General features: G+C 67.1%; 23 protein-coding genes. 10 read left to right on the top strand and 13 right to left on the bottom strand.

From position 1 onward, the window contains the following. Positions 1 to 34: 34 nt before the first annotated feature. The 4 genes from CA234_RS12860 to CA234_RS12845 all read right to left on the bottom strand — a co-directional run bounded on the left by CA234_RS12860 (position 35) and on the right by CA234_RS12845 (position 7,457). Entirely contained in the window at positions 35 to 2,377 is a 2,343-nt protein-coding gene (locus CA234_RS12860) for a hypothetical protein (protein WP_126001870.1), read from the bottom strand. A 30-nt stretch (positions 2,378 to 2,407) separates the two neighbouring features. Beyond that, positions 2,408 to 4,057, bottom strand: a complete 1,650-nt coding sequence (locus tag CA234_RS12855; protein WP_126001869.1) for an O-antigen ligase family protein — start codon at positions 4,055 to 4,057, stop codon at positions 2,408 to 2,410. A gap of 22 nt (positions 4,058 to 4,079) precedes the next feature. Next, positions 4,080 to 5,330, bottom strand: a complete 1,251-nt coding sequence (locus tag CA234_RS12850; RefSeq protein ID WP_241213485.1) for an oligosaccharide flippase family protein — start codon at positions 5,328 to 5,330, stop codon at positions 4,080 to 4,082. A gap of 108 nt (positions 5,331 to 5,438) precedes the next feature. Further along, positions 5,439 to 7,457, bottom strand: a complete 2,019-nt coding sequence (locus CA234_RS12845) for a LamG-like jellyroll fold domain-containing protein (RefSeq protein WP_125975718.1) — start codon at positions 7,455 to 7,457, stop codon at positions 5,439 to 5,441. Between the two features lie 226 nt (positions 7,458 to 7,683). Here CA234_RS12845 and CA234_RS12840 point away from each other — a divergent pair, with 226 nt between their 5' ends. After that, on the top strand, positions 7,684 to 8,637 hold the full coding sequence (locus CA234_RS12840; protein ID WP_125975716.1) for a glycosyltransferase family 2 protein: 954 nt from the start codon (positions 7,684 to 7,686) through the stop codon (positions 8,635 to 8,637). 55 nt (positions 8,638 to 8,692) lie between these two features. Here the strand turns inward: CA234_RS12840 and CA234_RS12835 are convergent, their stop codons facing one another. Further along, complete coding sequence (locus CA234_RS12835; protein WP_125975714.1) at positions 8,693 to 9,577, bottom strand: EpsD family peptidyl-prolyl cis-trans isomerase; 885 nt, start codon at positions 9,575 to 9,577, stop codon at positions 8,693 to 8,695. A gap of 137 nt (positions 9,578 to 9,714) precedes the next feature. Between CA234_RS12835 and pssD the strand changes: the two genes are divergently transcribed. Together pssD and CA234_RS12825 are read left to right on the top strand one after the other, a co-directional pair. Further along, the gene (gene pssD, locus CA234_RS12830) at positions 9,715 to 10,764 is read left to right on the top strand and encodes a PssD/Cps14F family polysaccharide biosynthesis glycosyltransferase (RefSeq protein WP_125975712.1); all 1,050 of its coding nucleotides are present in this window, start codon (positions 9,715 to 9,717) and stop codon (positions 10,762 to 10,764) included. Then, positions 10,761 to 11,627, top strand: coding sequence for a glycosyltransferase (locus CA234_RS12825; protein WP_126001868.1), 867 nt, complete (start codon positions 10,761 to 10,763; stop codon positions 11,625 to 11,627). Before pssD ends, CA234_RS12825 begins: the two co-directional genes overlap by 4 nt. Before the next feature lie 43 nt (positions 11,628 to 11,670). Here the strand turns inward: CA234_RS12825 and CA234_RS12820 are convergent, their stop codons facing one another. Both CA234_RS12820 and CA234_RS12815 read right to left on the bottom strand, forming a co-directional pair. Then, positions 11,671 to 13,062, bottom strand: coding sequence for an ATP-binding protein (locus CA234_RS12820; RefSeq protein WP_126001867.1), 1,392 nt, complete (start codon positions 13,060 to 13,062; stop codon positions 11,671 to 11,673). A 94-nt stretch (positions 13,063 to 13,156) separates the two neighbouring features. Next, entirely contained in the window at positions 13,157 to 13,408 is a 252-nt protein-coding gene (locus CA234_RS12815; protein ID WP_093294116.1) for an XrtV sorting system accessory protein, read from the bottom strand. Positions 13,409 to 13,771: 363 nt separating this feature from the next. Here CA234_RS12815 and CA234_RS12810 point away from each other — a divergent pair, with 363 nt between their 5' ends. From CA234_RS12810 to epsI, 6 genes are read left to right on the top strand one after another with little or no spacing between them, the layout of a single operon-like run. Next, a complete protein-coding gene (locus CA234_RS12810; RefSeq protein ID WP_241213484.1) occupies positions 13,772 to 14,971 on the top strand; it encodes an outer membrane beta-barrel protein in 1,200 nt (399 codons plus the stop codon). 35 nt (positions 14,972 to 15,006) lie between these two features. Continuing rightward, entirely contained in the window at positions 15,007 to 15,888 is an 882-nt protein-coding gene (locus CA234_RS12805) for an SLBB domain-containing protein (RefSeq protein ID WP_241213483.1), read from the top strand. Between the two features lie 34 nt (positions 15,889 to 15,922). After that, a complete protein-coding gene (locus tag CA234_RS12800) occupies positions 15,923 to 17,263 on the top strand; it encodes a GNVR domain-containing protein (protein ID WP_125975704.1) in 1,341 nt (446 codons plus the stop codon). Then, complete coding sequence (locus tag CA234_RS12795) at positions 17,263 to 17,973, top strand: CpsD/CapB family tyrosine-protein kinase (protein ID WP_125975702.1); 711 nt, start codon at positions 17,263 to 17,265, stop codon at positions 17,971 to 17,973. Before CA234_RS12800 ends, CA234_RS12795 begins: the two co-directional genes overlap by 1 nt. Positions 17,974 to 17,984: 11 nt before the next feature. Then, positions 17,985 to 18,869: an exosortase V gene (gene xrtV, locus CA234_RS12790; RefSeq protein WP_126001865.1), complete on the top strand. Its 885-nt coding sequence runs from the start codon at positions 17,985 to 17,987 to the stop codon at positions 18,867 to 18,869. After that, positions 18,853 to 19,563 carry an exosortase-associated protein EpsI, V-type gene (gene epsI, locus CA234_RS12785; protein WP_125975698.1) on the top strand — a complete coding sequence of 237 codons (711 nt, stop codon included), beginning with the start codon at positions 18,853 to 18,855 and terminating at the stop codon, positions 19,561 to 19,563. Before xrtV ends, epsI begins: the two co-directional genes overlap by 17 nt. 43 nt (positions 19,564 to 19,606) lie before the next feature. Here the strand turns inward: epsI and lysA are convergent, their stop codons facing one another. The 4 genes from lysA to CA234_RS12765 are packed head-to-tail and all read right to left on the bottom strand — an operon-like array spanning position 19,607 to position 21,787. Then, the gene (lysA, locus tag CA234_RS12780) at positions 19,607 to 20,893 is read right to left on the bottom strand and encodes a diaminopimelate decarboxylase (RefSeq protein ID WP_126001864.1); all 1,287 of its coding nucleotides are present in this window, start codon (positions 20,891 to 20,893) and stop codon (positions 19,607 to 19,609) included. A 30-nt stretch (positions 20,894 to 20,923) separates the two neighbouring features. Further along, positions 20,924 to 21,190 carry a hypothetical protein gene (locus CA234_RS12775; RefSeq protein ID WP_125975694.1) on the bottom strand — a complete coding sequence of 89 codons (267 nt, stop codon included), beginning with the start codon at positions 21,188 to 21,190 and terminating at the stop codon, positions 20,924 to 20,926. Further along, positions 21,187 to 21,510 (bottom strand): hypothetical protein, encoded by a 324-nt coding sequence (locus tag CA234_RS12770; protein ID WP_126001863.1) that lies wholly within the window; start codon positions 21,508 to 21,510, stop codon positions 21,187 to 21,189. The genes CA234_RS12775 and CA234_RS12770 overlap by 4 nt, the downstream gene beginning before the upstream one ends. A gap of 10 nt (positions 21,511 to 21,520) precedes the next feature. Continuing rightward, entirely contained in the window at positions 21,521 to 21,787 is a 267-nt protein-coding gene (locus CA234_RS12765; RefSeq protein ID WP_125975690.1) for a hypothetical protein, read from the bottom strand. Between the two features lie 232 nt (positions 21,788 to 22,019). Between CA234_RS12765 and CA234_RS12760 the strand changes: the two genes are divergently transcribed. After that, positions 22,020 to 22,784 carry an SDR family oxidoreductase gene (locus tag CA234_RS12760; protein WP_126001862.1) on the top strand — a complete coding sequence of 255 codons (765 nt, stop codon included), beginning with the start codon at positions 22,020 to 22,022 and terminating at the stop codon, positions 22,782 to 22,784. A 50-nt stretch (positions 22,785 to 22,834) separates the two neighbouring features. Here the strand turns inward: CA234_RS12760 and CA234_RS12755 are convergent, their stop codons facing one another. After that, on the bottom strand, positions 22,835 to 24,238 hold the full coding sequence (locus tag CA234_RS12755) for an HlyD family type I secretion periplasmic adaptor subunit (protein WP_125975686.1): 1,404 nt from the start codon (positions 24,236 to 24,238) through the stop codon (positions 22,835 to 22,837). Continuing rightward, positions 24,235 to 26,421, bottom strand: a complete 2,187-nt coding sequence (locus CA234_RS12750) for a type I secretion system permease/ATPase (protein WP_125975684.1) — start codon at positions 26,419 to 26,421, stop codon at positions 24,235 to 24,237. The genes CA234_RS12755 and CA234_RS12750 overlap by 4 nt, the downstream gene beginning before the upstream one ends. Between the last annotated feature and the right edge of the window lie 96 nt (positions 26,422 to 26,517).

The raw sequence follows: 26,517 nt of genomic DNA, 5'->3' as shown, positions 1-26,517 counted from the left end.
GGCGCGCCGACGCAAGGGCCGGCGCGCCCGGGCTTCATACCGCGAGCGACCCCACCGGCGAATCGGCGTCGACCGGATTGCCGAAGCTGTCGAACGGGATCAGCGGCTTGCGCCCGATCCGCAGCAAATCCCGAGAGGGCTGGTAGCGCTGTTTTTCACCGAAGCGCAGGGCAACCTCCCGCACCCGACCGAATTTGCCGCGCGGCTTGCCAGTCAGCAGCTGGGCATGCTCGATCCGCAGCCCCCAGCTCGGCAGCTCGGGCAGATCGGCATCGATCCGGGTGCACAGGTTGAACAGCTGGACATGGTTGCGGTGACCGTGCCCCGGCAGCTTGCTGCGGAAGGTCAGGCAATTGGGCTCGCTGATGAAAGTGTTCTGCGCGAGCAGGAAGTTGCGATGGCCATGCTGAAACTGGCCCATCTCGAAGCCATGCCCGGTCTTGCGGAGGGTAGACAGCGCCATGACGAAATCGGTCATCGTCTTGGCCCGCTCCACCGGTGCGCTGGTCTGATCCCGGCTGAAGGGCTCGAGCAGCACGCCCGACCCGCTCGCCGCGTCGAAGCTCTTGACGAAGCGATACTCTCCGGGCTGCCCCCCGCCCTGCAGCTGAAGGATGTCGTCGGGCAGGATCTCGTTCTGGCCCGCGGGACTCGCGATCCGGAAGTCCGTACCGTTGGTGGTGATCACCGAATTCGGCAGCAGCCGCACGCCCCCCTGGGTCAGGAACAGCTGTGCCGTCGGCCCTTCGGCATGGTAGCGGAACACCGTCGTGTTGCGCATGCCGCGCTGGTTGGGCCGTTGCACCCCGCCCTGCTGCATAAAATCGACATGAAAGATCGCGTAGCACATGATCTCGTCGCCGGGCGACAGCGTACCGGCGAGATCTCCCTCGACGACGATCCGGCGCGTGACGGGATCCGCCAGAAACAGCTGATAGGGCTTGGGTCCGGCACTGGCACCGGACACGATCCGGACCTGGAGGTCCCAGATCTTCTTCATCGGCGACAGGCCGCCTGCATCGCGCACGGTGATGGCGGTGTGGCCCTGCCCCTCGCGGGCAACCGACTCCACGATCAGCGTCGGCGGCAGATGGAGCCGGATGGGCGCCGGCTCGCCGATCACTGCGTCATAGCCGTCGATGACGACATCGTCATACCCCGGACCGCCCTGGAACGCATCCGTCGTCAACTTCGCAGTCACGTTCCGGTACAGACGGGGCGCCATGGGCGCAGCCCCCTCGAACAGCGTCTCCAGCAGGTAGAAGCCATGGCCGAGATAGGGCAGTGGCGGGAGGATGTCGCGCTGCCGCGGGTCGCCCTTGAAGAGGTTCAGGCCGATGCTGCGCCCCGCCGCGCTCCTTTCGCCGTACATGCGCTCGCGATCGAGCAACTGGCATCCGAAAAAGCCCACCTGGGTGCCGGGCACCCCCATGATCCTGGGGAATTTCGACATGTCGACCGTCACGCCGTGGAAGTGCACCCGCCGAGCCAGGATGCCCCAGCGAGGGTCGGGGAGATAGCGGTCGGTGCGCGTGATCATCACCTGATCGGGGCGCAGCCCCTCGGCCGGCTTCACTTCGATGACGCGCGCATTGTCGATCGGGCCCATGCCGGGCAGCCTGTTGAGATCCTCCACATAGCGACCGGCCCGTGTGAGGATCAGCAACCCGCCATTGCCCACACCGCGGTTAGTCAAGCCGCGGGCGATCGTCCTCCACGGCGCGGCCTGGGTGCCGGCCGCGCCGTCGTCCCCGTCGACCGGATCGACGTAGCGCATCGGCCGTTTCGCATCGAGACTGCGATCGACATTGATGACCAGCGGCAACTCGATCCGCCGTTCCAGGCCGTGCTCGCCGCGCAGATAGCAATACAGGATCGCGTCGCCCGCCGTCACCGGTCCTTCGCCGGCGCCGATCTCCACCGAGAAGCCGATCGATCCCTGCGGCGCCATGCGCCCGTCGTACATTCGAACCGGCGTCTGGTTGACGCTCCAGTCGGTGACGGTGACCGTGTTTCCCTCCAGATAGAACACGGCCTCCTTGAAATAATTGATCTCGCTGCTGTCGGCAGACTGGGGCGGCAGGCCCAGCGCGGTGATGCGAATGCCTTCGCCATGGATCCACTGGCCGGGCGCCGCCGAGAAGCCGCCGATGAAGCGCTCGTCGGGTACCAACGTGCCCCGCGCCACTTCGCTCTGCGCCGGCGCCGTGCCGCCGCTGCCAGCGGTGCCGTCCCAGTTTCGCCCGGGCCGCAGACCGTTGCCGCGCCCGCCGCGGCTGCCCTGATCTGCGGAACTTGCCGCGCCCGAACAGGCGGCAGGCGCGAATGAGCCGATCAGCAGCCCGCCGACCGCGGACCTACGCGTGACGTCGATCACTAGCTTCTCCCTATGGTTGGGCAGAAACGGTCAGTGCGTGCCGGCACCAGCCGCCGTCATTCCCCCTGGGATAGGATCTCCCCGATCCCGCAGGCGCGCCCTGTAGAGCGTCGCCAGAGACAAGCCGAACAGAATCACGAAGAGCGGATCATTGTCGCTCTGCGCCAGCACGAGCCGGGTCGAAATCAGTACCGCCAGCGATATCGCGATCGCGAACTCGGCAGGAAAGGGTGATGTCGCGTCGCGCAAGCCTGCGCGGAACAGGCTGACGATAGAGAGCAGCAACGTCCCCATCCAGGCGAGGAAGCCGAAAACGCCGACGTCGGCGCAAAGCGCGACGAGCCCGAGATCGATCGTCAGCGTGCCGTCCGGCGTGCGCCAGTTGATCGCGCCACCGCCCTGCCCCGGGCCATAGCCCAGCAGCGGCCGGCGCGCGATCACGGGCACGGCCATGTGAAATTGTGCGCTACGCGCATCGGTGCTTGCCTGTGCCGCGCCGCCGCCCAGCACGCGGATGTGGATCGCCGGCACGAATATCACCGCCAGCATCAGCGCAACCATCAGCGCGGGGTAGATCATCGTCGCGGAAATGCCGATCATGTCCCCGCGGGCGTGACGCCAGCGGTGGATGCCCCAGCACAGCCCGAACAGCGCGTGCGCCGCGATGAACCCGACGAGCGAAAGGCGTGCGGTCGACAGCACCGCAGAGTACAGGATGAAGGCGTCGAACGCGACCCACATCAGCCGCATCGGCCAGGTCTTCGCGTTGAGAATCCGGAACAGGATGAAGGGGGTGGTCAGCGCGAGCAATTCGCCATAGGCGAGCGGAGTCGTATAGGTGGTGATCACGCGGTAGGCGCCACGGATGTGCGGCTGAATCAATTGCTGCAGCACCGCATCCTCGATGCGGAGGAAGCTGGGGATGTGCCCCAGCCACAGCACGTGCTGCGTGCGCGCCTCGAGAACGCCGATCACCATCAGCGCGAACACCACCAGGGCGAGCCGGTTGACCAGCCACGGCACGCTCTTGCCGCCCGGCCCGAACAGCCAGATCGTGGCGAAGCATATCGCGGTCGAGGTGAAGGTCATATGGACCCAGCGCCCGATCGTTTCCCCCGGCGCGACCGAGAAGATCGTCGCCAGAAACTGGATGATGAAGAAACCGATCAGCAGGCGCGACAGCCAGGGCGAAGCACGCAACACCTCCGCCACCTGCTGCCGGAAGGGCTTGGAGATCGACAGGCATATCATCAGGATCGCGGTCAGCACGAAACCGAAAAGGCGACGCATCGAGATCCAGGGCAGACCGCCCACCGCGATCGCCAGATAGTTGGGCCAGGCGATGAAGACGATCACGAACGCGGCGTATACACGGGTGAGCGCGCGAGTCGGCGCGGTCCTCGCTTCGGGCAGCGCCCATACCACCAGCATCGCAAGCAGCGCGAGCGGCGCCGCCGCGCCCACCAGCAGCGAAGGCGGCAGGATCGCGACGAGAACGCCGTAGACGATGGCGAGCAGGACGATGCCGGTGAGCAGCGCCAGCTTGCGCAGCGCAACCGACCAACCGGGCCGTTCCGGATGATAGACGGGCAGCACGTCACGGCCCGGACGCAGCAGCGCCCGGAATGGCGCGTCCAGGCGCAGGGCACCGCGGCCGAGGGTCATCTTCGAACGTCGCACGGCCCCTGCCAACCAAGCCTCCTCAGAAAATCGGAACGCCAAGGCGCCGGACTGCTATCATGGACGCCAGCCGCAAGAACAGCAACGGGCCCAAGATCGCAATCGCCGCGCCCAGCGCACCATAAGGCGGAATGAAAATCAACGAGAGAACCGTACCGATCACCGCCGAGATCGTCGTCAGGACGACGGTGAGGCGTTCGCGGCTCGCCATCATCAGCACGCTGCCGCTGGCGGCGAAGACCAGGCTGAACACCTGGCCCAGCACCATGATCTGCATCGCAGTGGCACCGGCGGTGAACTGTGCACCGAAAATCCGCATGATCCACTGCGGCACGACCAGCACCGCCAGCGCGAGCGGCGCCGAGATGAGAATGAGGCCGAGGATGGTCAGCCGGAGGATACGGCCGATCCGGCGCAGGTCGCCCTGCCGATAGGCGACGGCGAATACCGGCTGCAGAATCGTCTCCGAGGTCGCCGAAAACAGCTTCAGCGTCGCGGCGATCTGGTAGCCGACACGGAACAGCCCCGCCTCGGCCGGGCCGTGCGTCGCGGCGAGCATGATCGTCGCGAACCAGTCGGTGAACACGTTGTTGAGGTTGGCGACGAGGATCAGGAAGCCGGGCTTGAGCAGCGATTCCTCCAGCGGGACGCGCGGCTGCCAGCTTCGCACCGCCCGCGTATAGAGGAAGGTCGCCAGCGCCGCGGTGATCAGCCAGCCGATCAGATAGAGCTGCGAGGGGAACACCGCGCTCACCGGCACGCCCATCACCAGCACGACGGCGAGCACCAGGCTGCCGAACGACGTCGTCAGCGGCCCGTCGATGAACTGCGACAGACCGATCCATTTCACTCCGCGCAACACGGTGGAAAGCAGCCGGCAATAGACCATGATGGGAATGATCAGCGAGAGTACCATCAGGCTCTTCGCCATCGCCGGGCTGCCGATCAGGTCGACCGCGATCTGCCAGTGGAACAGGACGATGACCGTCGTCAGCGCGAGCCCGGCGGACGTGCCCATCAGCAACGCATGCCGCGCCGCAGCACGCGCCCGCCCGGTCTGGTCGAGCGCGAGATGGACCGACACCGAGCGCACCAGGATAGCGTCCAGGCCGAGCAGCGACAGCGTCACGCACAGCTGCACCGTGGTCAGCGAGGTGCCGAAGGTGCCGACGCCCGCGGCCCCGGCAATGCGCGCCAGCAGGAAAGTAAAAAGAAAACTGGTGGCGGCACCGAGGCCCTTGACCCCGAAGCCCACCACCATTTGGCCGCGCACGCCGCGCAGATGAAAGTTTTCTAACTTCAAAGCGAGCGCCCCCAAGAAACTGCCCCGCGCTTAAGACAAGCTATCGCACGGGGCAACCCACCCAGAGACGGTCCGTTTTTAGCCGTGGTACAGGTCGAGCGCGGCCAGCCGCGGCGTGGTCAGCATCGAGAAGGGCGACGTGCTCGTGTAGCGCGACCCGCTCGCACTGGCGTTGGCCAGCGCGGTCGCCAGCGGCGAGACCGAGGTACCGGTCGTGCCGAAGGCGCTGACGAGGCTCAGCGTCGCCGGCGAGGCCATCGCACCGCCCCAGGCGGTGCTGCCCGCCAGCGTCGCGGCGGTGTCCGCCACGCCCTTCGCCACCATCGCCTTGAGCGTTTCCGCCGCGGTCGCCGGCTGGCTCACCGTGCCGCCGGCATTGAGCGCCAGGATCTGCGCCTGGCTGAACGCCGTCTCGCGCATCTCGACATCGCCGACCGCGCCGCTGAACGCTGCGGTGAACGGGCTGCCGACGTAGAGGCCCCAATATTCCTGCTGGCGCGTGCTGCCGGACATAGTGGCGCTGCCCACCGCCTTCCCGTCGACATAGAGCGTCGAGGTGCCTTCGCTCTGATAGCTCAGCGCGATCTTGTGCACCGCAGTATCGGTGATCTTGGCACCGCTCGTCGTCATGGTGGAGGTGACGCCGGCGTCGTTGGTCATCGTGAAGGTCAGCTCGCCGTCGGCACGCAGCGCGATGTTCCAGCTCTTGTAGATGCCGATGATCTGGCCGGCCGGCGCGGTCTGGCCGTCGCGCTTCATGTCGAAGTTCAGCGTGAAGGCCGAAAGGTTGAAGAGCTGCCGCGACGTGCCGCGCGACAATTCCATGCCCGCCCCGGTCTTGACGCTCAGCATGCCGTTTTTGATCCGGCTGGCAGCGAGCGGTGCCACCGTCTCGTCGGTGCTCCACTCCGAGGCGTCGACCACGCCCTTGGCACCGAACGAAAGATCGAGCAGCAGCCGCGGCAATGCTGCGGGCTTCGGGGCGGCGAGTTGCTCTGCGACCTCTTTGGTAAACTGGCTGGCAGCTCCGGCCAGGTTCTTGCCGGTGTGGTAGCCCACCTTGAACGGCGCATTGTCGTACATCAGGCCGGCGATCGTCGCCTTGCTGCCCTTGTTGAGATCGGCGATCTGCCGAACGATCGCCGGATTCTTGACCAGTTCGATATTCTGCTGGGCCGTGACGTTGTTGGTGCCTTCCATGAGAATCGCGTCGGTCAGGTTGTTGGACACCGTGCCCGAAACATTCTCGATGCGGATCCAGGTCGACTTCTCGTCGGTGATCGACGTGATCGTGTTGTTGGTGACCTTGGCACCCTGAGTATTCTCCAGGTTGATGCCGTGATACATCCCGCTCAGATAGATCAGATTGTTATCGATCGTGACGTTCTTGAACGGCATCGTGCCGACTTCGTCCTGCATGTAGAAGCCCTGCGTACCACGGCCGTTCCCCTGGAGGACGACATTGTTCGTGATCGAGATGTTGCTGCTGCCATAGGCGCGGCCCATCGTCATGAACTGAATCGCATCGGGATGCTCGTCGTTGACCGGGTATAGCCCCTCGAAGCGATTGTCGTCGATGACGACGTTCTTCATCTCGGAAAAGTTGCTGTGATCGCGCCGGTTTTCGAGGAAGCTGTTCCCGCGCACGAGCATCGTGTCGACGCCGCGCACGTCGAGACCAATAACGAAATGGTCGATGGTGGAATTGATCAGCTTGTTGTTGGTGCCGCCGCGAATGGCGAGGCCGTAGCCGAGTGCGTTGCTGGGATCACCGGTGCCGCCGCTGAAATGCACGCCGTCGATGGTGATGTTGCTCGACGACAGGACCCGGTTCGCGGTCGCGAACTCGTCGGTCGGCCGCGTCGGGCGGACGACGTCAAAATCCTTGAGGGTGATGTTGCTCGAATTGGTGAGCCATACCGTGCCCACCACCGCCTTGTTGTTCGTGTCCAGCGACTGGATGGTGATGTTCGACGCGGGCTTGATGCCCGTCATCGTGATCGAGCTGTACGTCCCCGGCGCGAGCAGGATGACATCGCCGCTCTTGGCGTTCTTGATCGCCGCATCGAGCGCGGCCTGAGTATTGACAACCGGCATGTTGAGCTACCCTTACATTACTCGTCGACCCCAAATCGACGTACGATTCCCTCACTGCGAGAATTGTCACAAGGCCATGAAATAAGTGGTGTAATTGCGTGGTGTAAAAACACTTAATGGCATGCGTTACGCGGTTGTTCGGAGCATTCCGGATACCGTCCCCAACGAGGTGTTTCGTTGCCGCGGCGTCTCGACGCTGCAACGCTTTGCGGATAGAGTTATGCGCATGAGCACCGAAGCAACGCCGCACGTCTCCGTCTTGGTGGTCGCCTATCACTCGACCGATTTCATCCGGCAGTGCGTGGCCGGCATCGCCGCCGCCGCGCCGACGACGCCGCATGAGATCCTGATGATCGACAATGGCGGCGGCGATACCGAAGCACTGGTGCGCGCCGAGCTGCCCCAGGTCCGGATCGTGCCCTCCGAGGGCAATATCGGCTTCGGCGCCGGCAATAATCGCTGCGCCGCACATGCGCGCGCGCCGCTGCTCCTGCTGGTCAATCCGGATGCCGTGCCGCAGCCGGGAGCGATCGACCGGCTGGTCGCCTTCGCCAGGGCGACCCCCGAGGCCGCCGCCTGGGGCGGCCGCTCCTACGACCCGGCCGGCAATCTCGACGCGGCCAACTTCCTGGCGCTGCCGACACCCGGCGATTTCGTGCTGTCGGTGGTTTCCGCCGGTCGCCTGCGCCGCGGCGGTCTGCCCGCGGAGGCGACCACGCACGGCCCGGTCGACGTGCTCAACGGCGGCTTCATGATGGTCCGCGCCGATGTGTGGCGCGAGATCGGCGGCTTCGACGAAAGCTTCTTCCTCTATTCGGAGGAAGTCGACTTGTTCAAACGCATCCGCGACAAGGGCTATGCCGTCCTGGTCGATCCGGAGGTCAAGGTGATGCACGATGCCGGCAGCGGCCATTCGTTGTCGGCCGGACGGATCATGTTCATGACGATCGGCCGGATGCATTATGCCCGCAAGCATTACAGCCCCGGGGGCGCAATCGTCGCGGGCTGGGGAATCTGGTTCGCCGCGCTCAAATATGCCGTGCTCGGCAAGCTGCTGGCGGGGGTGGTGCCGGGAAAGCGCGAGCGCTTCAAGACGGTGAGCCGCGCCTGGACGCCGATCGTCCGCGAGCGGCAGCGCTGGTGGTACGGCTATCGCACCGGGAACGAAGGCCGCAGCTGAGCCGCGGCCGGTCCGAAACGGGGTGGCGCCGCGAGGCCCCACCCCTTTTCGTTTGTCACTGCGCGGCGGGGCTGGCCGCCGGCGAGGCCGTGCCGCCCTGCATCTGCGGGGGAGCCTGGTAGCCGGGCTGATACTTCACCGTCGCCCGCGCCTTCTTCAGCCGCTCGTTGAGCTGCGCGTCGGCCGCCTTGCTGAAGCGCTCGTTGCGCAGCGCGTTCAGCGCCAGCGCATGGGCCTGGTCGGCGGGTACCGGCTGCACCGTCGTCGCGGTGATCACGTTCGCGGTCAGCCCCTGCTGGGTCGGCAGGATGAACATCTCCGCAGCCGGGAGCGCGGCGATCTTGCCCGCGATCTCCGGCGGCAGCGCCGCGGTGTCGAGCTGGGTCGGCGCGCGGCGGAACTGGGTACCGTCGGCGGTCAGCTTGGCAGCGAGCTGGTCGAGCGTCTTGAGCGGCGCAAACTGCTTGAACTTGTCCGCCGAGCTGGGTGCCGGGAAGACGATCTGATCGATGCTGTAGATCTTGCGCTGCGCGAACCGGTCCGGATGCGCCGCCTGATACTGGGTGATCTCGGCCTCGGTGGGCTGGGCGACGCCGCCGGCGATCTTGTCGCGCAGCATCGTCGTCAGGATCAGCTCGTCCGCACGGCGCTGCTGGATCAGGAAGGCCGGGGTCTTGTCGAGCTTCTGCTCGCGCGCGATCTTCGACAGGATCTTGCGCTCGATGATGCGCTGCAGCGCAAGCTGCTCGGCCAGCTTGCGGTCGGTCCCGGCCGGAGTCGGCGCCGCCTGCACTTCGGCGTTGAGCTCGAAGATCGTGATCTCGTCGCCATCCACGCTGGCGACGACCTGGCCCTTGTCGAGCTTGCCGTCCTTGCTGCCGCATCCGGATACGGCCAGCGCAGCCGCAGCCGCCGCCGTCACCAGGAACCATTTCTTCATGAAAACCTCCCCGCCGGCACGGAATTGCGCACGGCACAAACTTCTACTTGAACCTATTCGGGCGGGCGGGCATCCGCAATAGTGTTGGCAGTGCAGCATGGCTCCCGCCGGGAGACAGATGGTACGAAGGGGACGACATGGCAGACGCGACCGCGACGGAACAAAATACGGGCAGGCCGCTCAAGATGTGCCTCGCCGCCTCGGGGGGCGGGCATCTTCGCCAGATCCTCGATCTGGAATCGGTTTGGAAGGAGCATGATTACTTCTTCGTGACCGAAGATACCGCGCTGGGCCGCAGCCTGGGCGAGAAGCACCCGGTCGAGCTCGTCGAGCATTACGCGCTAGGCCAGGCGCGGCTCGGCCATCCGCTGCACATGGCCGCCGGTGCCTGGCGCAATTTCCGCCAGAGCCTGGGCATCGTCCGCCGCCAGAAACCCGATGTGGTGATCTCGACCGGCGCCGGCGCGGTGTTCTTCACCGCGCTCATCGCCAAGCTGTCGGGCGCCAAGTTCGTCCACATCGAAAGCTTCGCGCGCTTCCACCACCCCTCCGCCTTCGGCAAGATGGCCAAGCCGGTCGCAACGATCAGCTTCGTCCAATCGCCCGCGCTCAAGAAAATCTGGCCCGATGCGGAGCTGTTCGATCCGTTCCGGATGCTCGATACGCCGCGGCCGCCCAAGCAGGAACTCACCTTCGCCACGGTCGGCGCCACCCTGCCCTTCCCGCGGCTGGTGCAGGCGGTGCTCGATCTGAAGCGCGCTGGCGGCCTGCCCGGCCGGCTCGTGCTGCAGCACGGCGACCAGGACCTGGAGGACCCGGGCATTCCCGGCGTCGAGATCTGCCGCACCATCCCGTTCGACGAGCTGCAGCTGCTGCTCCGCGACGCGGACATGGTGATCTGCCATGGCGGCAGCGGCTCGCTGGTCACTGCGCTGCGCGCCGGCTGCCGCGTCGTCGCCTTCCCGCGCCGCTTCGATCTGGGCGAGCATTATGACGATCACCAGGAGGAGATCTCGCAGACTTTCGCCGATCGCGGCCTGCTCCAGTCCGTCCGCGACGAAACCAAGCTGGGCGAGGCGGTCGCCGCCGCCAAGGCGGCCGAGCCGAAGTTGGCGACCACCGACCAGACCGCGCTGGCCAACCGGCTGCGCGAACTGTTCGCAGGCTGGGGAGCGAAGAAAAAATGAGCACGCCCCGGATCAGCGTCGTCCTCCCCCACTACAACGATCTGCACGGGCTGGCGCTGTGCCTCGATTCGATCGACCGGCAGACGATCGACCGTGACGCCTATGAGATCATCGTCGGCGACAACGCCTCGCCCTGCGGCATCGAGGCGGTCGAGGCGGTGGTCGCCGGGCGCGCGCGGGTGGTGACGGTCACCGAAAAGGGCGCAGGCCCGGCGCGCAACGGCGCGGCCGCGGAGGTCTGCGGCGAGATCCTCGCCTTCATCGACAGCGACTGCGTGGCCCAGCCGGGCTGGCTGGCGGCGGGCGCGGCAATGGTGCAGCCCGGCACCTTCCTCGGCGGCCACATGTTCGTGCTGCCGCCCGAGGGCAAGCTGACCGGCAGCGCCGCGGTGGAGCTCGCACTGGCGTTCGACAACGAAAGCTATGTCCGCAAGTCGCAGTTCACCGTCACCGCCAACCTGTTCGTGATGCGCGCGGATTTCGAGCGGATCGGCGGCTTCCGCACCGGCGTTTCCGAGGACATCGAATGGTGCAACCGCGCGATCCGGATGGGCATGAAGATCGACTATTGCGGCGATGCCTCGGTCGGCCATCCGCCGCGCCCCGACTGGAACGCGATGCTCAAGAAGACGCGCCGCATCCAGCGCGAGCTGTTCCTGCTAAGCCTGGAGCAGCCGCGCGGCCGGCTGCGCTGGGTGGCGCGCTCGGCGATGCAGCCGGTGTTCATTCCCGGAGACTATGCGCGGATCCTGCGCACCCCCGCGACCCAGGGCGCGCGCGCCAAGGCATTGGGAACGCTGATCGCGCTCCGCTTCTGGCGCGGCGGCGCGGGACTGTTGCAGGCGATCGGGCTGCCGATCTGAACGAGCATGCAGCGAGGGGGCACCCGGCCCCCTCGCCCGCGCATCACACCGTCGCGAGCACGTCCTCGAGCGTGCCGCTGTCGAGCCGCAACCGGCCGACCATCAGCCACAGATAGATCGGCAGCGTGTCGTCGGTGAAGCGGAAGCGACGCTCGCCGTCTTGCATCTCGGTCTCGAGGCCCAGCTGGACGGTGAGCCCGGCCAGTTCCTGCTCGACCTGCTGCGCGGTGATCGGCGCCCCCGGGAGCAGTTCCACGACCGCGCGTCCGCCGAACCAGCCGTCAATCGAGCGGGATGCTTCGCCGAGCGCGGCGAGCAGCGGATCGTAGCGGCCGCCGACGAACTTGCGCATCTCCAGCACGGTGCGCGGCGCCATCCGACCTTCCATCTCGACGATCGCGGCATCGAGCGCGCGGCGCAGATGGCCCTGGTCGACGGTGAGCCGGCCCTGGTCGAGCGCCTCGGCCGCAGCATGGTGGCAGAGCAGCCGCGCGAAATAGGGCGAGCCCAGCGCGAGCAGATGGATGATTCTGGTCAGGTTCGGATCAAATCGCACGCCCGAGGCGGTTTCGCCCAGCGCGATCATTTCCTGGACTTCGCTCTCCTCCAGCCGCGGCATCGGCAGGCCGATCACGTTACGGCGGATCGACGGCACATAGCCGATCAATTCCTGAAGGTTGGAAGCGACACCTGCGATCACAAGCTGGACCCGTGCGGCGCGATCCGACAGGTTCTTGATCAGCTCGGCGACCTGCTGGCGGAAGGCGGTGTCCTCGACGCGATCATATTCGTCGAGGATGATCAGCACCCGCGTGCCGGTGATGTCGGCGCACAGATCGGCGAGCTCGCCGGCGCCGAACTTGCCTGCGGGCAGGCGATCGGCGACGCTGCCGCCGCTCTCGGCCTCTCCCGCATTGGGAGCCACGTCGCGGTGGAACAGCAGCGGCACGTCCTGCAGCACCGCGCGAAAGAGATCCGAGAAGTTCGCGTTCGAACCGCAGGTCGCATAGCTGACGATGTAGCTGGATTCGCGCGCGACGTCGGCGAGCACGTGGAGCAGCGAGGTCTTGCCGATGCCGCGCTCGCCATAGAGCACGACATGGCTGCGCTGGCTCTCGATCGCCGAGATCAGCCGGGCGAGCACGCCCAGCCGCCCGGCGAAGCTGGAACGATCGGCGACCGGCTGGGTCGGCGTGAAATAGGTCGCCAGCGCGAAGCGGGCACGGGTGATCTCGCGCCGCTCCTCGCGACGGCGATCCAGCGGACGGTCCAGCGCCGAGGCACGGAAGGTCGGGAAATCGGGGCGCAGCCGGCTGGTGCCGTGCGCGTCCCGATGCGGCACGACGGTCGCGGCGATCGGGAGATAGCCATCGTCCTCGGGTACTTCGCGGCGCCCGAAGGGCCACAAGAACTTCAGCGCGGAACCTAAAGCCACTCGACCACCTCTTTAAAAATATGCCGCCGGCAAGCCGGGGCGAACCTGGGCTCGCGCCTCAGGACATCCTCTTCACGAATCGCCGTCCACTTTTTCAGCGACGCTTGATGAATTCGTACGGCTTGATCACGAACGCTATATACGCAAGCACCAGAACGATCGTGAGAATCGCGAACACATGATAGTTCTCGTTCCCCAAATAGTTCGCCACGGCGCAGCCTATCGCCGGCGGTAAATAGCTGATCATGGTGTCGCGGACAACCGAATCGGCCTGAGAACGTTGCAGGAAGATAACGATCAGGCCGGCGAATATCGCGATTGTGACCCAATCATATGGCGTCTGCATGCATGTCCTTTCCATTCACCGCAGGAATCGAAGGACTTCCCGCGGCGTTCGCACCTGCACTAGCAGTGCGCGGGGCAACTCGCTAGATGCTCGCGAATGTGATAATAGCCCGTTAAGCAACCACCGCCTCGAAATGGGAGTTTGCGCTTGGCTCGACGTTTTTCCGGAAGGAAAAACGGTCGGGGGACAGGGCCAAGGCAGGTTCCGGCGCCTTTGCCAAGGCGTTGATCCGGTTGCTTGTATTGGAGGCCATTGATAATGAAGCGAGCACCCGGGGGGACCATCGTGCGAGAACACGACATTCAAAAGGCTGAAAATGCGCGCCTGACTGGCCGCTTCACCCTATCCTGTGGTCTGGTCGCAATGTTCGCGACTGCAGCATGGACCGATCCCGCATTGGCACAGCGCACGGCGTTCACGCCGCGTCCGAACACGAGCGGTCGGCAGATCGACGTGCGGGCGAGCGCGATGATCGAGTACAACGACAACGTCGTGGTCAGCGATCCGCGCATCAGCGGCAGGGGCGACGGGACCGACGACGTGCTGGCGGCACCGTCGCTGGACCTCAACATCGTGCTGCCGCGGGCGACCGGCACCACCTATCTCGCCGGCTCGGTCGGCTATCGGTTCTACAGCAAATACACCAACCTGAACCGCGAGAACATCTCGCTCACCGGCGGTGCCGACCAGCGGCTCGCCTCGTGCCTCGTCCATGGCGAGATCGGCTATCAGAGCCGAATCAGCGACCTGTCGAGCCTCTACGTGCTCGATTCGCCGGACGCCTTCCGCAATACCGAGGAATCGCGGCGCTACAGTGCCGATGTCGGCTGCGGCGGCCCGTACGGGCTGCGTCCGACGCTGGGCTATTCGCGCACCGAAGTGCGCAACAGCCAGGTCACCCGGAAATACGCCGATTCGGACATGGATACCTTCACCGCGCAGCTCGGGCTGCAATCGCCCTCGCTGGGCACGATCTCGGTGTTCGGCCGCTATTCGGACAGCACGTACGTCCATCGGCCGGCCCCGGCCGGCGGCGGCGAGGACGGCATCAAGAGCTATGCGGCGGGCGTCCAGCTGGAGCGCAGCGTGTCCAGCCGCCTCAACTTCCGCGGATCGGTGAACTACACCAAGGTGGATCCGAAGCTTTCCGGCACGGACAGCTTCTCGGGTGTCGGCTTCGATCTCTCGGCGCTCTACAACGCCGACCTGTTCACGGTGCAGCTGGTGGGATCGCGCGCCGCGCAGCCTTCGGTGCTCTATTTCGTCAGCTACGAGATCATGACCAACCTCGGGGCGACGATCACCCACGATCTCACCCCGCGCACCAAGCTGTCGGTCTTCGCGAACAAGACGTGGCGCGACTATGCCTCGTCGAACCGGTTCGTAGGTGCCCCAATTTCGGGCAACGACAACATGTTGTCTCTGGGTGCCAATGCGTCCTACGACGCGACTCGGCGCATCCGCTTCGTGCTGGGTGCGGGCTATGACGAACGGACGTCGAATCTCCGGCTTTTCAAATACCACGCCAAACGGGTCAATCTCACGGCCTCGCTGGCGCTCTGACAAGGGCCGCATACATGTACGACAAGGGTAGGTTTATGTTTGTCTCGGCGCTCGCCGGCATGACCGCGCTCGCGGTGCCTGCCGCGGCGCAAATTGCCACGACCCGTCCCGCCGCCCCGGCACGTTCGCGTCCTGCCGCTGCCCAGCCGCAGCAGCAGGCGCCGGCGACGCCGGTGCAGACCGCCACCCCTGCCGCGCCGATCTCCTCCGGGTCGGCGCCGGTTGGCTACGTCATCGGCGTCGACGACGTGCTCGAGGTGGACGTGCTCGGCCAGAGCGACTTCAAGACGCGCGCCCGCGTCCAGTCCGACGGCACGATCACCCTGCCCTATCTGGGCGCGGTGCAGGCCAAGGGCGAAACCGCGATCACGCTGGTCAAGAAGGTGCAGGATCTGCTGAAGGCGGGCGGCTATTACGCCAAGCCGATCGTCAGCGTCGACATCGTCACCTTCGTCAGCAACTATGTGACCGTGCTGGGCCAGGTCGGCACCGCCGGCCTGCAGCCGGTCGACCGCGGCTACCATGTCTCGGAGATCATCGCGCGGGCCGGCGGTCTCAAGCCCGATGCGGCCGACTTCGTGATGCTCACCCGCGCCGACGGCACCAACCTCAAGCTCGACTACAAGAAGCTCGCCCAGGGCGGCCCGGAGGACGATCCCACCGTCGCCGCCGGCGACAAGGTTTTCGTGCCCGAAGTGGAGCGGTTCTACATTTATGGCCAAGTCAACGCGCCTGGGGTATATCCGATTCGGGCGGATATGACTCTCCGCCGCGCGGTCGCGCAGGGCGGCGGTCTTGGACCGGCCGGCTCGATCAAGCGGATCAAGGTCACGCGCGATGGCCAGGAGATCAAGTTGAAGTTGGACGACCCGATCAAGCCGGGTGACACGATCGTCATCGGCGAACGGTTGTTCTGATCCACGCAATGTTGGCAGCGGACGAGGCGCACCAGTGAATATCACCCAATTCTTCCGCATTCTCTGGGCACGCCGGTGGATCATCCTCCCGGCCTTCCTTGTCTGCGTCACCACCGCGACCCTGGTGGTGCAGTTCCTGCCCGAGCGCTACCGCGCGACCACCAGGCTGGTGATGGACACGTTCAAGCCGGACCCGGTCACCGGGCAGGTCATGAACTCGCAGTTCATGCGCGCCTATGTGCAGACCCAGACCGAGCTGATCGAGGATTACGGTACCGTCGGCCGCGTGGTCGACGAGTTGGGCTGGGCCAATGATCCGGCGAACATCGCCGCGTTCAACGCCTCGCCCGCGGCGGCGACCGGCGACATTCGTCGCTGGCTCGCCAAGCTGATCATCGAAAATACCAATGCGAGCGTGATCGAGGGGAGCAACATCCTCGAGATCTCCTATTCCGACAGCTCGCCGGAACGCGCCGAGCGGATCGCCAACATGATCCGCACCGCGTTCCTCGCCCAGTCGCTGTCGAACAAGCGGTCGGCGGCCGCCAAGTCGGCAGACTGGTACGCCCAGCAGGCCGAATCGGCGCGCCAGGCGCTGCTCGCCGCGGTCGAGGCGCGCACCGCCTTCGTCAAGAAATCGGGAATCGTCCTCACCGATACCGGCACCGACATCGATACCCAGAAGCTGTCGCAGCTGAGCGGCCAGTCGGCGGTGCCGGTGGCGCCGGTCGCGGGCGGCGGCATGGGTCCGGCGCAGCTCCAGCTCGCCCAGATCGACCAGCAGATCCAGCAGGCCGCGACCAATCTCGGCCCGAACCACCCGGCCTTCCAGGCACTGCAGCGCCAGCGCGAGGTTTATGCCCGGGCGGCGGCGCAGGAACGTGCCCAGGCCGGCGGCGGCGCGGGTTCGGCGCAAAGCCAGCTTCAGAGCGCGGCCAACGCCCAGCGTGCCCGCGTGCTCGGCAATCGCCAGGACGTGGACCAGCTGAACCAGCTGCAGCGCGACGTCACGCTGAAGCAGGACCAGTATATGAAGGCCGCGCAGCGCGTCGCCGACCTTCGTCTCGAGGCGAGCAGCAACGACACCGGCATGTCGACGCTGAGCGAAGCCAGCGCGCCCGACAGCCCCTATTCCCCCAAGGTGCCGATGATCATCGGCGGCGCCGCGGCGTTCGGCCTGGGCCTGGGCCTGCTGATCGCGCTGCTCGTCGAACTGCTCGGCCGCCGCGTGCGCAGCCCCGAGGATCTCGAAACCGCCGTCGACGCGCCGGTGCTGGGCGTGGTGCAGAGCCGCGCCGCGCTCGCCGCCCGCCTTCGCCGCGCCCATGAAACTCTCGGCGAAACCGCCGAACCGCACGGAGCTGCAGTAAACTGATGGACGCGATGACCACGCCCGAACCGCTGCCCGAAGGCGATCGTCCGAGCGCCGTGCCGACGACGCCGGACACCACCGCTGCGCTCGAATATCAGCTCGTCCTGTCCGATCCGACAGGGATCGAGGCCGAAGCGATCCGCGCGCTGCGCACCCGCATCATCGCGCAGCACCTGCGCGAGGGGCGCCGCGCGCTGGCGATCTGCGCCGCCGCCGAAGGCGCCGGCTGCAGCTTCGTCGCGATCAACCTGGCGACCGCGCTCGCGCAGATCGGCATCAAGACCGCGCTGGTCGACGCCAATCTCCGCGCGCCCGCCGTCGGCCCCGCCTTCGGGATCGACCCGGCCAAGCCGGGCCTGGCCGACTATCTCTCGTCCGGCGACGTCGAACTCGCCGCGATCATCCACCCGACCGGCCTCGACCAGCTGTCGATCATCCCCGCCGGCCATGTCGAGCACAGTCCGCAGGAACTGCTCTCGTCCGAACAGTTCCGCGACGTGACGACGCAGTTGCTCCGCGAGTTCGACATCACCATCTTCGACACGACCGCGGCCAACACCTGCGCCGATGCGCAACGCGTCGCCAACGTCGCCGGCTATGCGATAATCGTCGCGCGCAAGGACAACAGCTATATACGCGATGTAAACACGCTGACCCGTACGCTGCGCGCAGATCGTACCAACGTCGTCGGTTGCGTGCTGAACGGATATTGATTTTGGACCATATGACCGCGACCGCTCTCGAGCGGCAGCAGAGCAGGACGAGCGGCGGCTATTGGTTTGCCATTGCCGGCCTGCTGGCGCTGGCGATCCCGACCTTCATCACCCTGGGCCGCCAGGTGTGGAGCGCCGAAGGCGGCGTGCACGGCCCGATCGTGCTCGCCACCGGCGCCTGGATGCTCGCGCGCCAGCGCAGCTCGATCGAGGCGCTGCGCGCGCCGGGCAATCTCGCGGTCGGCGGGCTGCTGCTGCTCGCGTCGCTGATACTCTATTCGCTCGGCCGGATCTTCGACTTCATCAGCATCGAGACGCTCGGACTTGTCGGCGCGGTGATCAGCGCGGGCTATCTCTATTTCGGCGGCCGCGCCCTGCGCGCCGCCTGGTTCCCGGTGCTCTGGCTTTTCTTCCTGGTGCCGCCGCCGGGCTGGGCTGTCGACCGCGTCACCGCGCCGCTCAAGGAGTTCGTCTCCTATGCCGCGACCGGCTTCCTCTCGTGGCTCGACTATCCGATCCTGCGCCAGGGCGTGACGCTGTTCGTCGGCCCCTACCAGCTGCTGGTCGAGGACGCCTGTTCGGGCCTCCGCTCGCTCTCCAGCCTGGTCGTGGTAACACTGCTGTACATCTACATCAAGAACAAGCCCTCCTGGCGCTATGCGCTGTTCATCGCGGCACTCGTGATCCCCGTCGCGGTGCTCACCAACATCCTGCGCATCATCATCCTGGTGCTGATCACCTACCATATGGGCGACGAGGCGGCGCAGAGCTTCCTCCACGTCTCCACCGGGATGGTGATGTTCGTGGTGGCGCTGCTCTGCATCTTCGCGATCGACTGGGCGGTCGAGCAAACCCAGCTGTTCCTGCGTCGGAGGTCCCATGTTCAACCGGCGTGACCTGCTGATCGGGGGCGGCTGCTTCGCCGCGGCCGGCGCTTCGCTGGGCCTCAAGCCGCGGCGCCGCATGGACCTGCTTGGCGCGACCAAGCTCGACACGCTGATGCCGAAGGCATTCGGCACCTGGAAAGCCGAGGATACCGGCGCGCTGATCGCGCCGCCGCGCGAAGGCAGCCTGGAGGACAAGCTGTACAACCAGGTGGTCAGCCGCGCCTTTTCGCGCCCCGACGGCACCACGGTGATGCTGCTGATCGCCTATGGCAACGCACAGACCGATCTGCTCCAGCTGCACCGGCCTGAGGTCTGCTACCCGTTCTTCGGCTTCACCGTGCTGGAAAGCCATCCGGAAATGATTCCGATTGCCGACACGGTGGCGATTCCGGGCCGCGCGCTGACCGCGACCAATTACAACCGTACCGAGCAGATCCTCTACTGGGCGCGGGTGGGCGAATATCTGCCGCAATCGGGCAACGAGCAGCTGATGGCGCGGCTGAAGAGCCAGATGGCCGGCTGGATCGTCGACGGCGTGCTGGTGCGCATCTCCACCGTCACCAGCGAGGCGGCGGAAGGTCTGGCGGCGAACCTGGATTTCGCGCGCGAGCTGGTCAAGGTGCTCGACCCGCGGGTGCTGCGCCCGCTGCTCGGCACACAGATGACCGCGGCGATCGAACCGCACCACCAGGCTGGGGCCTGATCGAAATGGGGGCGGTTTCGGTGCCGCCCGCCCCTCTCTACCGTCAGCGACCGACCGCTGCCCGTTGGCCGCTGACGGCCATCCAGCGCGGCACGCGTTGCGGGCGGGCCAGCGCTGCCGGCATCCGGTCCGACACGACATCAAAGCGGTCGCCATCGACCCAGAGCTCGGATACCAGCGCGCGGGCGTTATAGGTCGAGGCCATCGCCGCGCCGTACGCGCCGGCGGTCGCCAGCACCGCGAGGCCGCCTTCCTCGACGCGATCGATGGCGCGCGGATGGGCGAAGCTGTCGCCGGATTCGCACACCGGCCCTACGACATGCGCGGCGAAGTGCTCCCTGTCGCGAGGCCGTACCGCTATGAATTCGTGCCACCCGTCGTAGAGCGCCGGCCGCGCCAGGTCGTTCATTGCCGCGTCGACCATTACGAACGGATGGGGCTGGCCCGGCTTGACCCACAACACCCGGGTGAGCAGCACCCCCGCCTGCGCGACGAGGAAGCGACCGGGCTCGAACAGCAAGGTGACGTCCCAGCCTTCCGTCTCGCGCGCGACCATGGCACCATAGGCCGCGACATCCGCACCCGGCGCGCCCGCGCGATAGGAAACGCCGAGCCCGCCGCCGAGATCGGCATGGGTGATGCAATGCCCGTCGGTCCGCAGCGCCGCGACGAGTGTCCCCGCGCGGCGATAGGCGGCCTGCAAGGGCGAAAGGTCGGTGATCTGGCTGCCGATATGCACCGCCAGTCCCTGAAGGTTGAGCCCCGGCAGCGCGGCGAGACGGTGGTACATCCCGATGGCTTCCGGATAGGGGATGCCGAACTTGCTGTCGGTCAGCGCGGTGCTGATCTTGGCATGGGTCTGCGCGTCGACGAGCGGATTGACCCGCAGCAGCGCCGTCGCCCGCATCCCGCGGGCGCAGGCGAGCGCCGAGAGCACCTCGCCCTCGCGCGCATGCTCGATGTTGAAGCGGCCGATCCCGGCATCGAGCACCGCCCCCATTTCCTCCCGCGTCTTGCCTAGCCCCGAATAGACGATGTCGGCAGGCGCGATACCGCCGGCCTGTGCCGCCTGCAGCTCGCCGCCCGAGACGATGTCGGCGCCGAACCCGAACCCTGCCAACGTCCGCAGGATCGCCGGGTGCGGATTGGCCTTCGCCGCGTACAGCAGTTGCTTGCGCGCGATCGGCGCCAGCGCATCGACGAAGCTGCGCGCCGCGTCGTGCAACGCGGTGGCGGCGTAGACATAGGCAGGCGTGCCCGCGGCGTCGGCGATCACCGGCAGCGGCACGCCCTCGACGTGGAGCACGCCGTCACGCATCTGGAAAGACATGGAGAGTCCTTGGTTGAGGATGCGGCCAGGTCAGCCGCGCGGCGGACGGCCGGTGCGGCGCGCCTGCAGCCGTTCGGGTAGGTGCCGGTGGCGGCTGCATTCGACGCGAATCGCCAGCGACGCACGCTTGCCCTGCACCACCAGCACCAGGCCGAGTATCGCGAGCGGGAAGCCGAGCAGCAGCAGCGTCCCCGCCCCTTCCGGTCCGCTGATATCGGTCAGCGTGCCCGCCAGCCCGCCCGCGATCAGCAGGAAGGCGCCGACGCCGCGCCAGCGGCGATCGCCCTGACGGCTCATTGCCCTGCCGCGCGGCGGGCTCGCGCAAGCGCTGCGGCATCGCCGTCCACCCCCCGCGCCTCGATCGCGACGAAGCCGAGCGCGCGGGCTCGCCCTAGTGCCGGCAGCAGCAGCGCACCGTCACCGCACGCGGCATCGACGATGCGGACGCTCCGCCGCCCCGCCGCGCGCAGCATCTGCAGCTGAGCGAGCACCGCCGGCCAGCGCAGGTCGCGCGCGGCGACGGCCTCGGCGGCGCCGCACAGCGCGTGGCGGATGATGGCGGAAAGCGGCGTGCCGGATCGCACCGGCGGGACGGCATAGGCATAAGCGAGGTCCATGGCCGCCTCCTCAGGCCGCCCGGCGCGGCGTGCGTTCCTCGGCGCCGACCGGCGCGAAGGATATCCACGGCACCAGCGGCTGCCCCGCCTCGGCACATTCGGCGCCGGGAAAGCCGTGCCGCTCGGCCCGCGCGAACCGCCACGCCGCCTCGCGCGAGACGAAGCGGCCTTCCATCAGGCCGTGATTTTCCTGGACCAGCCAATGCCCCTCCCGGTCCTGCCCCACCCAGAGGATGGTGGCCGCCGGATCGGGTTCCGCAACGAGATCGGACGCCATGACGAACACACTCCTACAAGCGCCGCCTCCCGATGGAGCCGGCATCCGCAAGCTAGGCAGTGCCCGCATTAAGCTTCGAGAGCGAAGCCGGCCGCGCGGCGTTAGGATTGCATAAAGTCGGGTGCCGCGCACGCGGCGCGCCTACCGCTGCAACCGAACAGCGCGAAACGCCACATGTCCGTAAGGCGCCGCCGCCATGCCTACGCTCCACCCCCTCCCTAGGAGCACTATCATGCAGGCACCGGCCGACAGCTTTCGCAGCGATCTTTTCGCGGGCAAGATCATCCTCGTCTCAGGTGGATCGAGCGGCGTGGGCCTTGCGCTCGCCCGCGGCTATGCGGCGCTCGGCGGAACCGTGCTCGTCACGGGCACGTCGGAAGCGAAGCTGGAGGCCAATCGCGAGGACGCAGCCAATCAGGGGATCACATTCCTGCGGCTCGACGTGCGCGACGACGCAGCGATTGCCGAACGGGTGGCGCAGCTTCCCCGCCTCGACGTGCTGGTGAACGCTGCCGGCATCCTCTCGGTCGATGCGCCGTTCGACGAGGCCACCTATCTCGACGTGATCGACGTGAACCTGCACGGTGCGCTGCGACTGGCGCTGGCGGGGGAGCCGCTGCTCGCCCGCTCGGGCGGCAATATCCTCAACATCGTGTCGATGATCTGCTTCACCGGCAGCCCGGCCATGGTGGCCTATACGGCGAGCAAGTCCGCGCTGAAGGGGCTGACCCACACGCTGGCGCACCGCTTCGGCCGCGACGGCATCCGCGTCAACGCGATCGCGCCGGGGTTCCACAAGACGGCCATGTCGGCACCGGTATGGTCCGACCCGATCGTCTCCGATCGCGTCGTCCGCCGCACCGCGCTCGGACGCTGGGGCGAGGTCGACGATATCGTCGGGCCGGCCTTGTTCCTGTCGTCACCCGCCGCAGCCTATGTCACCGGCGAGACCTTCGTCGTCGACGGCGGCTGGCTGAGCGGATCGGGTCTCGACTGATTTCCTCGGGCGCGCGCGGCACCCCGGCCGGAGCCGGGATGCCCCTCGCCTCACCGCTCGTGCAGCGCGTCGCTCCCCGTCTCCAGCACCGGACCGACCAGATAGCTGAGCAGCGTCCGCTTGCCGGTGACGATGTCGGCGCTGGCGATCATGCCCGGGCGCAGCGGCACCTGGGCGCCGTGCGCGTTGACGTAGCTGCGGTCGAGCGCGATCCGCGCCTTGTAGACCGGCGGCTGGCCTTCCTTCATCTGCACCGCCTCGGGGCTGATCCCCACCACGGTGCCGGGGATCATGCCGTAGCGCGTGTACGGGAAGGCCTGCAGCTTCACCTTCACCGGCATGCCGGTGCGGACGAAGCCGATGTCGCTGTTGTCGATCATCACCTCGGCCTCGAGCCGCGCCTTGTCGGGCACGATCGAGAGCAACGGCTTAACGCCCTCCACCACGCCGCCCTCGGTATGCACCTGAAGCTGCGAGACGGTGCCGCTCACCGGCGCGCGGAGTTCGCGGAAGCTGCTGCGCAGGCTCGCCTTGGCGACATCCTCGCTGCGGCCGCGCACCTCGCCCTCGGCCTTGACCAGATCCTGCAGGACCTGCGCGCGGGCTTCCTCGCGAGTCCTGGCCGAGAGGCTGCTCGCGCTGTGCGACTGCTGGCCGAGCTTGGCGACGCTGGCGCGCGCGGCCGCGAGATCCTGACGCTCGGAGATCAGCTGGCGGCGCAGCTCGACGACGCGCAGCTTGGAGACATAGCCCTTGGCGGCCATCGCCTCGTTGGCGGCGACCTGCTGCTCGAGCAGCGGCAGCGATTGTTCGAGCTTCTGCACCTGCGCCTTCGCCTCGGCGGCGGCGGAGACGGCGGCGCCGCTGTCCGACCGGCCGCCGGCCGTGGCCGCCTCGATCTGGCCGAGCCGCGCGCGGGCGAGGTCGCGGTGGGTCGCCGCCTCGGCCGGGCTGGCCCCGGCGGGGGCGACGAAGTGGAAGCCCTTGCCATCGAGCGCGTCGACGATCGCCTGGTTGCGCGCGACGTCGAGCTGGGCACTGAGCAGCGCGACCTTCGCCTGATTGGCCTCTGCCGCCGACATGGTGGGGTCGAGCGTGACCAGCACCTGGCCCTTGGTCACCTTCTGCCCCTCGCCCACCAGGATGCGGCGGACGATCCCCGATTCGGGCGACTGGACGACCTTGGTCTCGCCGATCGGCGCGATCCGGCCTTGCGTCGGCGCGACCACCTCGACCTTGCCGATCGCCAGCCAGGCCGTGGTGATCGCCAGCCCCGCCATCATCACCCGGGCGGTGAGCCGCGCGGTGGGCGACACCGGCCGCTCGATGATCTCGAGCGCGGCGGGCAGGAAGGTGGTGTCATAGTCGATGCTGCGCGCGGGCAGCACCGTGCCGCGGAGCCGGGCGAGCGGGCCGCGCGGGCCGCGGGGCCCCATGGTGACGACGGCGTTCATGCGGCAATCTCCCCGAAGCCGCTTTGGCGGCGGTGCAGGTCGGCATAGCGGCCGCCCAGGCGCAGCAGTTCGTCATGGCGGCCGCTCTCGACGATGCGGCCCTGTTCGAGCGTGATGATCCGGTCGCAGCCGCGCACCGCCGACAGGCGATGGGCGATGATGACGAGGGTGCGGCCGGCGGAGATCGCTCGCAGGTTGTTCTGGATCAGCTCCTCGCTCTCGGCGTCGAGCGCCGAGGTCGCCTCGTCGAACACCAGGATGCGCGGATTGCCGACCAGCGCGCGGGCGATGGCGAGCCGCTGGCGCTGGCCGCCCGACAGGTTCACGCCGCGCTCAACGATCTCGGTATCATAGCCGCGCGGCTGGCGCAGGATGAAGTCGTGCGCGCCGGCAAGCTGGGCCGCCGCGACGACATGCTCGAACGGCATGGCGGGGTTGGACAGCGCGATATTCTCGCGGATCGTGCGGCTGAAGAGGAGGTTCTCCTGCAGCACCACGCCGATCTGGCGGCGCAGCCAGGACGCGTCGAGCTGCGCGACATCGACCTCGTCGACCAGCACGCGGCCGTTGCTCGGCAGGTTGAGCCGCTGGAGCAGCTTGGCGAGCGTCGACTTGCCCGACCCCGAGGAGCCGACGATGCCGAGCGAGGTCCCCTCCGGGATGTCGAGCGTGATGTCGCTCAGCACCGGCGGCTGGTCCTCGGCATAGCGGAAGCTGACATTCTCGAAGCGGATCGCGCCGCGCAGCACCGGCAGCGTCGCCGCCGAGGCGGGGCGCGGCTCGACCGGATGGTTGAGCACGTCGCCGAGCCGCTCGATCGCGATTCGGACCTGCTGGAAGTCCTGCCACAGCTGCGCCATGCGGATCACCGGGCCCGAGACGCGCTGCGCGAACATGTTGAACGCGACCAGCGCGCCGACGCTCATCGCGCCGCCGATCACCGCCTGCGCGCCGAAGAACAGGATCGCGGCGAAGCTCAGCTTGGAGATCATCTCGATTGCCTGGCTGCCGGTATTGGCGGTGTTGATCAGCCGCTGCGAGGCGCCGGTATAGGCGGCGAGCTGGCGCTCCCAGCCATTCTGCCAGTGCGGCTCGACCGCGGCCGCCTTGATCGTGTGGATGCCCGAGACACTCTCGACGAGCAGCGCGTTGCTGGCCGAACTCTTCTCGAACTTGTCCTCGACCAGCGTCCGCAGCGGCCCCGCGACAGCAAACGAGACGATCGCGTAGAGAATCAGCGACACCACGACGATCGCCGAGAGCATCGGCGAGTAGAACAGCATCGCCGCCAGGAAGACGAGGGTGAACAGCGGGTCGACCAGCACGGTGAGCGAGGCGTTGGTCAGGAATTCGCGAATCGTCTCGAGCTGGCGGACACGGGTGACGGTGTCGCCCACCCGGCGCTTCTCGAAATAGGAAAGCGGCAGTGCCAGCAGATGGTGGAACAGCCGCGCGCCGAGTTCGACGTCGATCTTCTGCGTCGTCTCGGTGAACAGCCGGGTGCGGATCCAGCCCAGCGCCACTTCCCAGACCGAGACGATCAGGAAGGCGAAGGCGAGCACGCTCAGCGTGCTCATGCTGTTGTGGATCAGCACCTTGTCGATCACGCTCTGGAAGAGGAGCGGCGAGGCGAGGCCGAGCAGGTTGAGCGCGAAGGTGATGCCCAGCACTTCGAGGAAGAGCTTGCGATAGCGCTTGAACTGCGCGGTGAACCAGGAGAAGCCGAACCGCAGCGGCCGCCCCGCCACCGCGCGGGTGGTGAGCAGCACCAGCGTGCCCGACCAGATCGAGTCGAGCCCCTCGCGGTCGACCTGCTCGGGCGCATGGCCGGGGCGCTGGATGATCACGCCGTGCTCGGTAAGCCCGCCGATCACGAACCAGCCCTCGGGGCCGTCGGCGATCGCGGGCAGCGGCTGGCGGGCGAGGCCGCCGCGCGGCACGTCCACCGCCTTGGCGCGCACGCCCTGCTGACGCTTGGCAAGCAGGATCAGGTCGTCGATCGTCGGCGTCTCGCCATGCCCCAGCGCGTGGCGAAGCTGTTCGGGGGTGATCGCGATGTTGTGCACGCCGAGCAGCAGCGACAGCGCCACCAGCCCGGATTCGCGCAGTTCGGCCTCGCGCTCGGCGGCCGATGGGCCCGCAAAAGCGCTTTGCAGGCTGGCCTGCATTTCGTCGCGTGTCATTTCCGGAACTCTGCCTCCATGGCGCTACTCGTCGACGCCATGATGAAGAAGGCTGGTAAAGACTCGATTAAGCCAAATGTTTCTGTGGTTTATGCG

The organism is Sphingomonas sp. ABOLE, assembly GCF_003950455.1.
In the GTDB taxonomy this organism is placed as follows: Bacteria; Pseudomonadota; Alphaproteobacteria; order Sphingomonadales; family Sphingomonadaceae; genus Sphingomonas; species Sphingomonas trueperi.
This window is presented reverse-complemented; position numbering and strand designations above follow the sequence as displayed.

Bases quoted from the DNA above. Each gene is read 5' to 3' on its own strand.
- CA234_RS12845 (WP_125975718.1), bottom strand. From the start codon at position 7,457: ATGCCGGTTGTCAATACTCAGGCCGCGCTCGATGCGGCGATCAAGAAC.
- CA234_RS12840 (WP_125975716.1), top strand. From the start codon at position 7,684: ATGAGCACCGAAGCAACGCCGCACGTCTCCGTCTTGGTGGTCGCCTAT.
- CA234_RS12835 (WP_125975714.1), bottom strand. From the start codon at position 9,577: ATGAAGAAATGGTTCCTGGTGACGGCGGCGGCTGCGGCTGCGCTGGCC.
- pssD (WP_125975712.1), top strand. From the start codon at position 9,715: ATGGCAGACGCGACCGCGACGGAACAAAATACGGGCAGGCCGCTCAAG.
- CA234_RS12825 (WP_126001868.1), top strand. From the start codon at position 10,761: ATGAGCACGCCCCGGATCAGCGTCGTCCTCCCCCACTACAACGATCTG.
- CA234_RS12815 (WP_093294116.1), bottom strand. From the start codon at position 13,408: ATGCAGACGCCATATGATTGGGTCACAATCGCGATATTCGCCGGCCTG.
- CA234_RS12810 (WP_241213484.1), top strand. From the start codon at position 13,772: ATGTTCGCGACTGCAGCATGGACCGATCCCGCATTGGCACAGCGCACG.
- CA234_RS12805 (WP_241213483.1), top strand. From the start codon at position 15,007: ATGTTTGTCTCGGCGCTCGCCGGCATGACCGCGCTCGCGGTGCCTGCC.
- CA234_RS12795 (WP_125975702.1), top strand. From the start codon at position 17,263: ATGGACGCGATGACCACGCCCGAACCGCTGCCCGAAGGCGATCGTCCG.
- xrtV (WP_126001865.1), top strand. From the start codon at position 17,985: ATGACCGCGACCGCTCTCGAGCGGCAGCAGAGCAGGACGAGCGGCGGC.
- epsI (WP_125975698.1), top strand. From the start codon at position 18,853: ATGTTCAACCGGCGTGACCTGCTGATCGGGGGCGGCTGCTTCGCCGCG.
- lysA (WP_126001864.1), bottom strand. From the start codon at position 20,893: ATGTCTTTCCAGATGCGTGACGGCGTGCTCCACGTCGAGGGCGTGCCG.
- CA234_RS12775 (WP_125975694.1), bottom strand. From the start codon at position 21,190: ATGAGCCGTCAGGGCGATCGCCGCTGGCGCGGCGTCGGCGCCTTCCTG.
- CA234_RS12770 (WP_126001863.1), bottom strand. From the start codon at position 21,510: ATGGACCTCGCTTATGCCTATGCCGTCCCGCCGGTGCGATCCGGCACG.
- CA234_RS12765 (WP_125975690.1), bottom strand. From the start codon at position 21,787: ATGGCGTCCGATCTCGTTGCGGAACCCGATCCGGCGGCCACCATCCTC.
- CA234_RS12760 (WP_126001862.1), top strand. From the start codon at position 22,020: ATGCAGGCACCGGCCGACAGCTTTCGCAGCGATCTTTTCGCGGGCAAG.
- CA234_RS12755 (WP_125975686.1), bottom strand. From the start codon at position 24,238: ATGAACGCCGTCGTCACCATGGGGCCCCGCGGCCCGCGCGGCCCGCTC.
- CA234_RS12750 (WP_125975684.1), bottom strand. From the start codon at position 26,421: ATGACACGCGACGAAATGCAGGCCAGCCTGCAAAGCGCTTTTGCGGGC.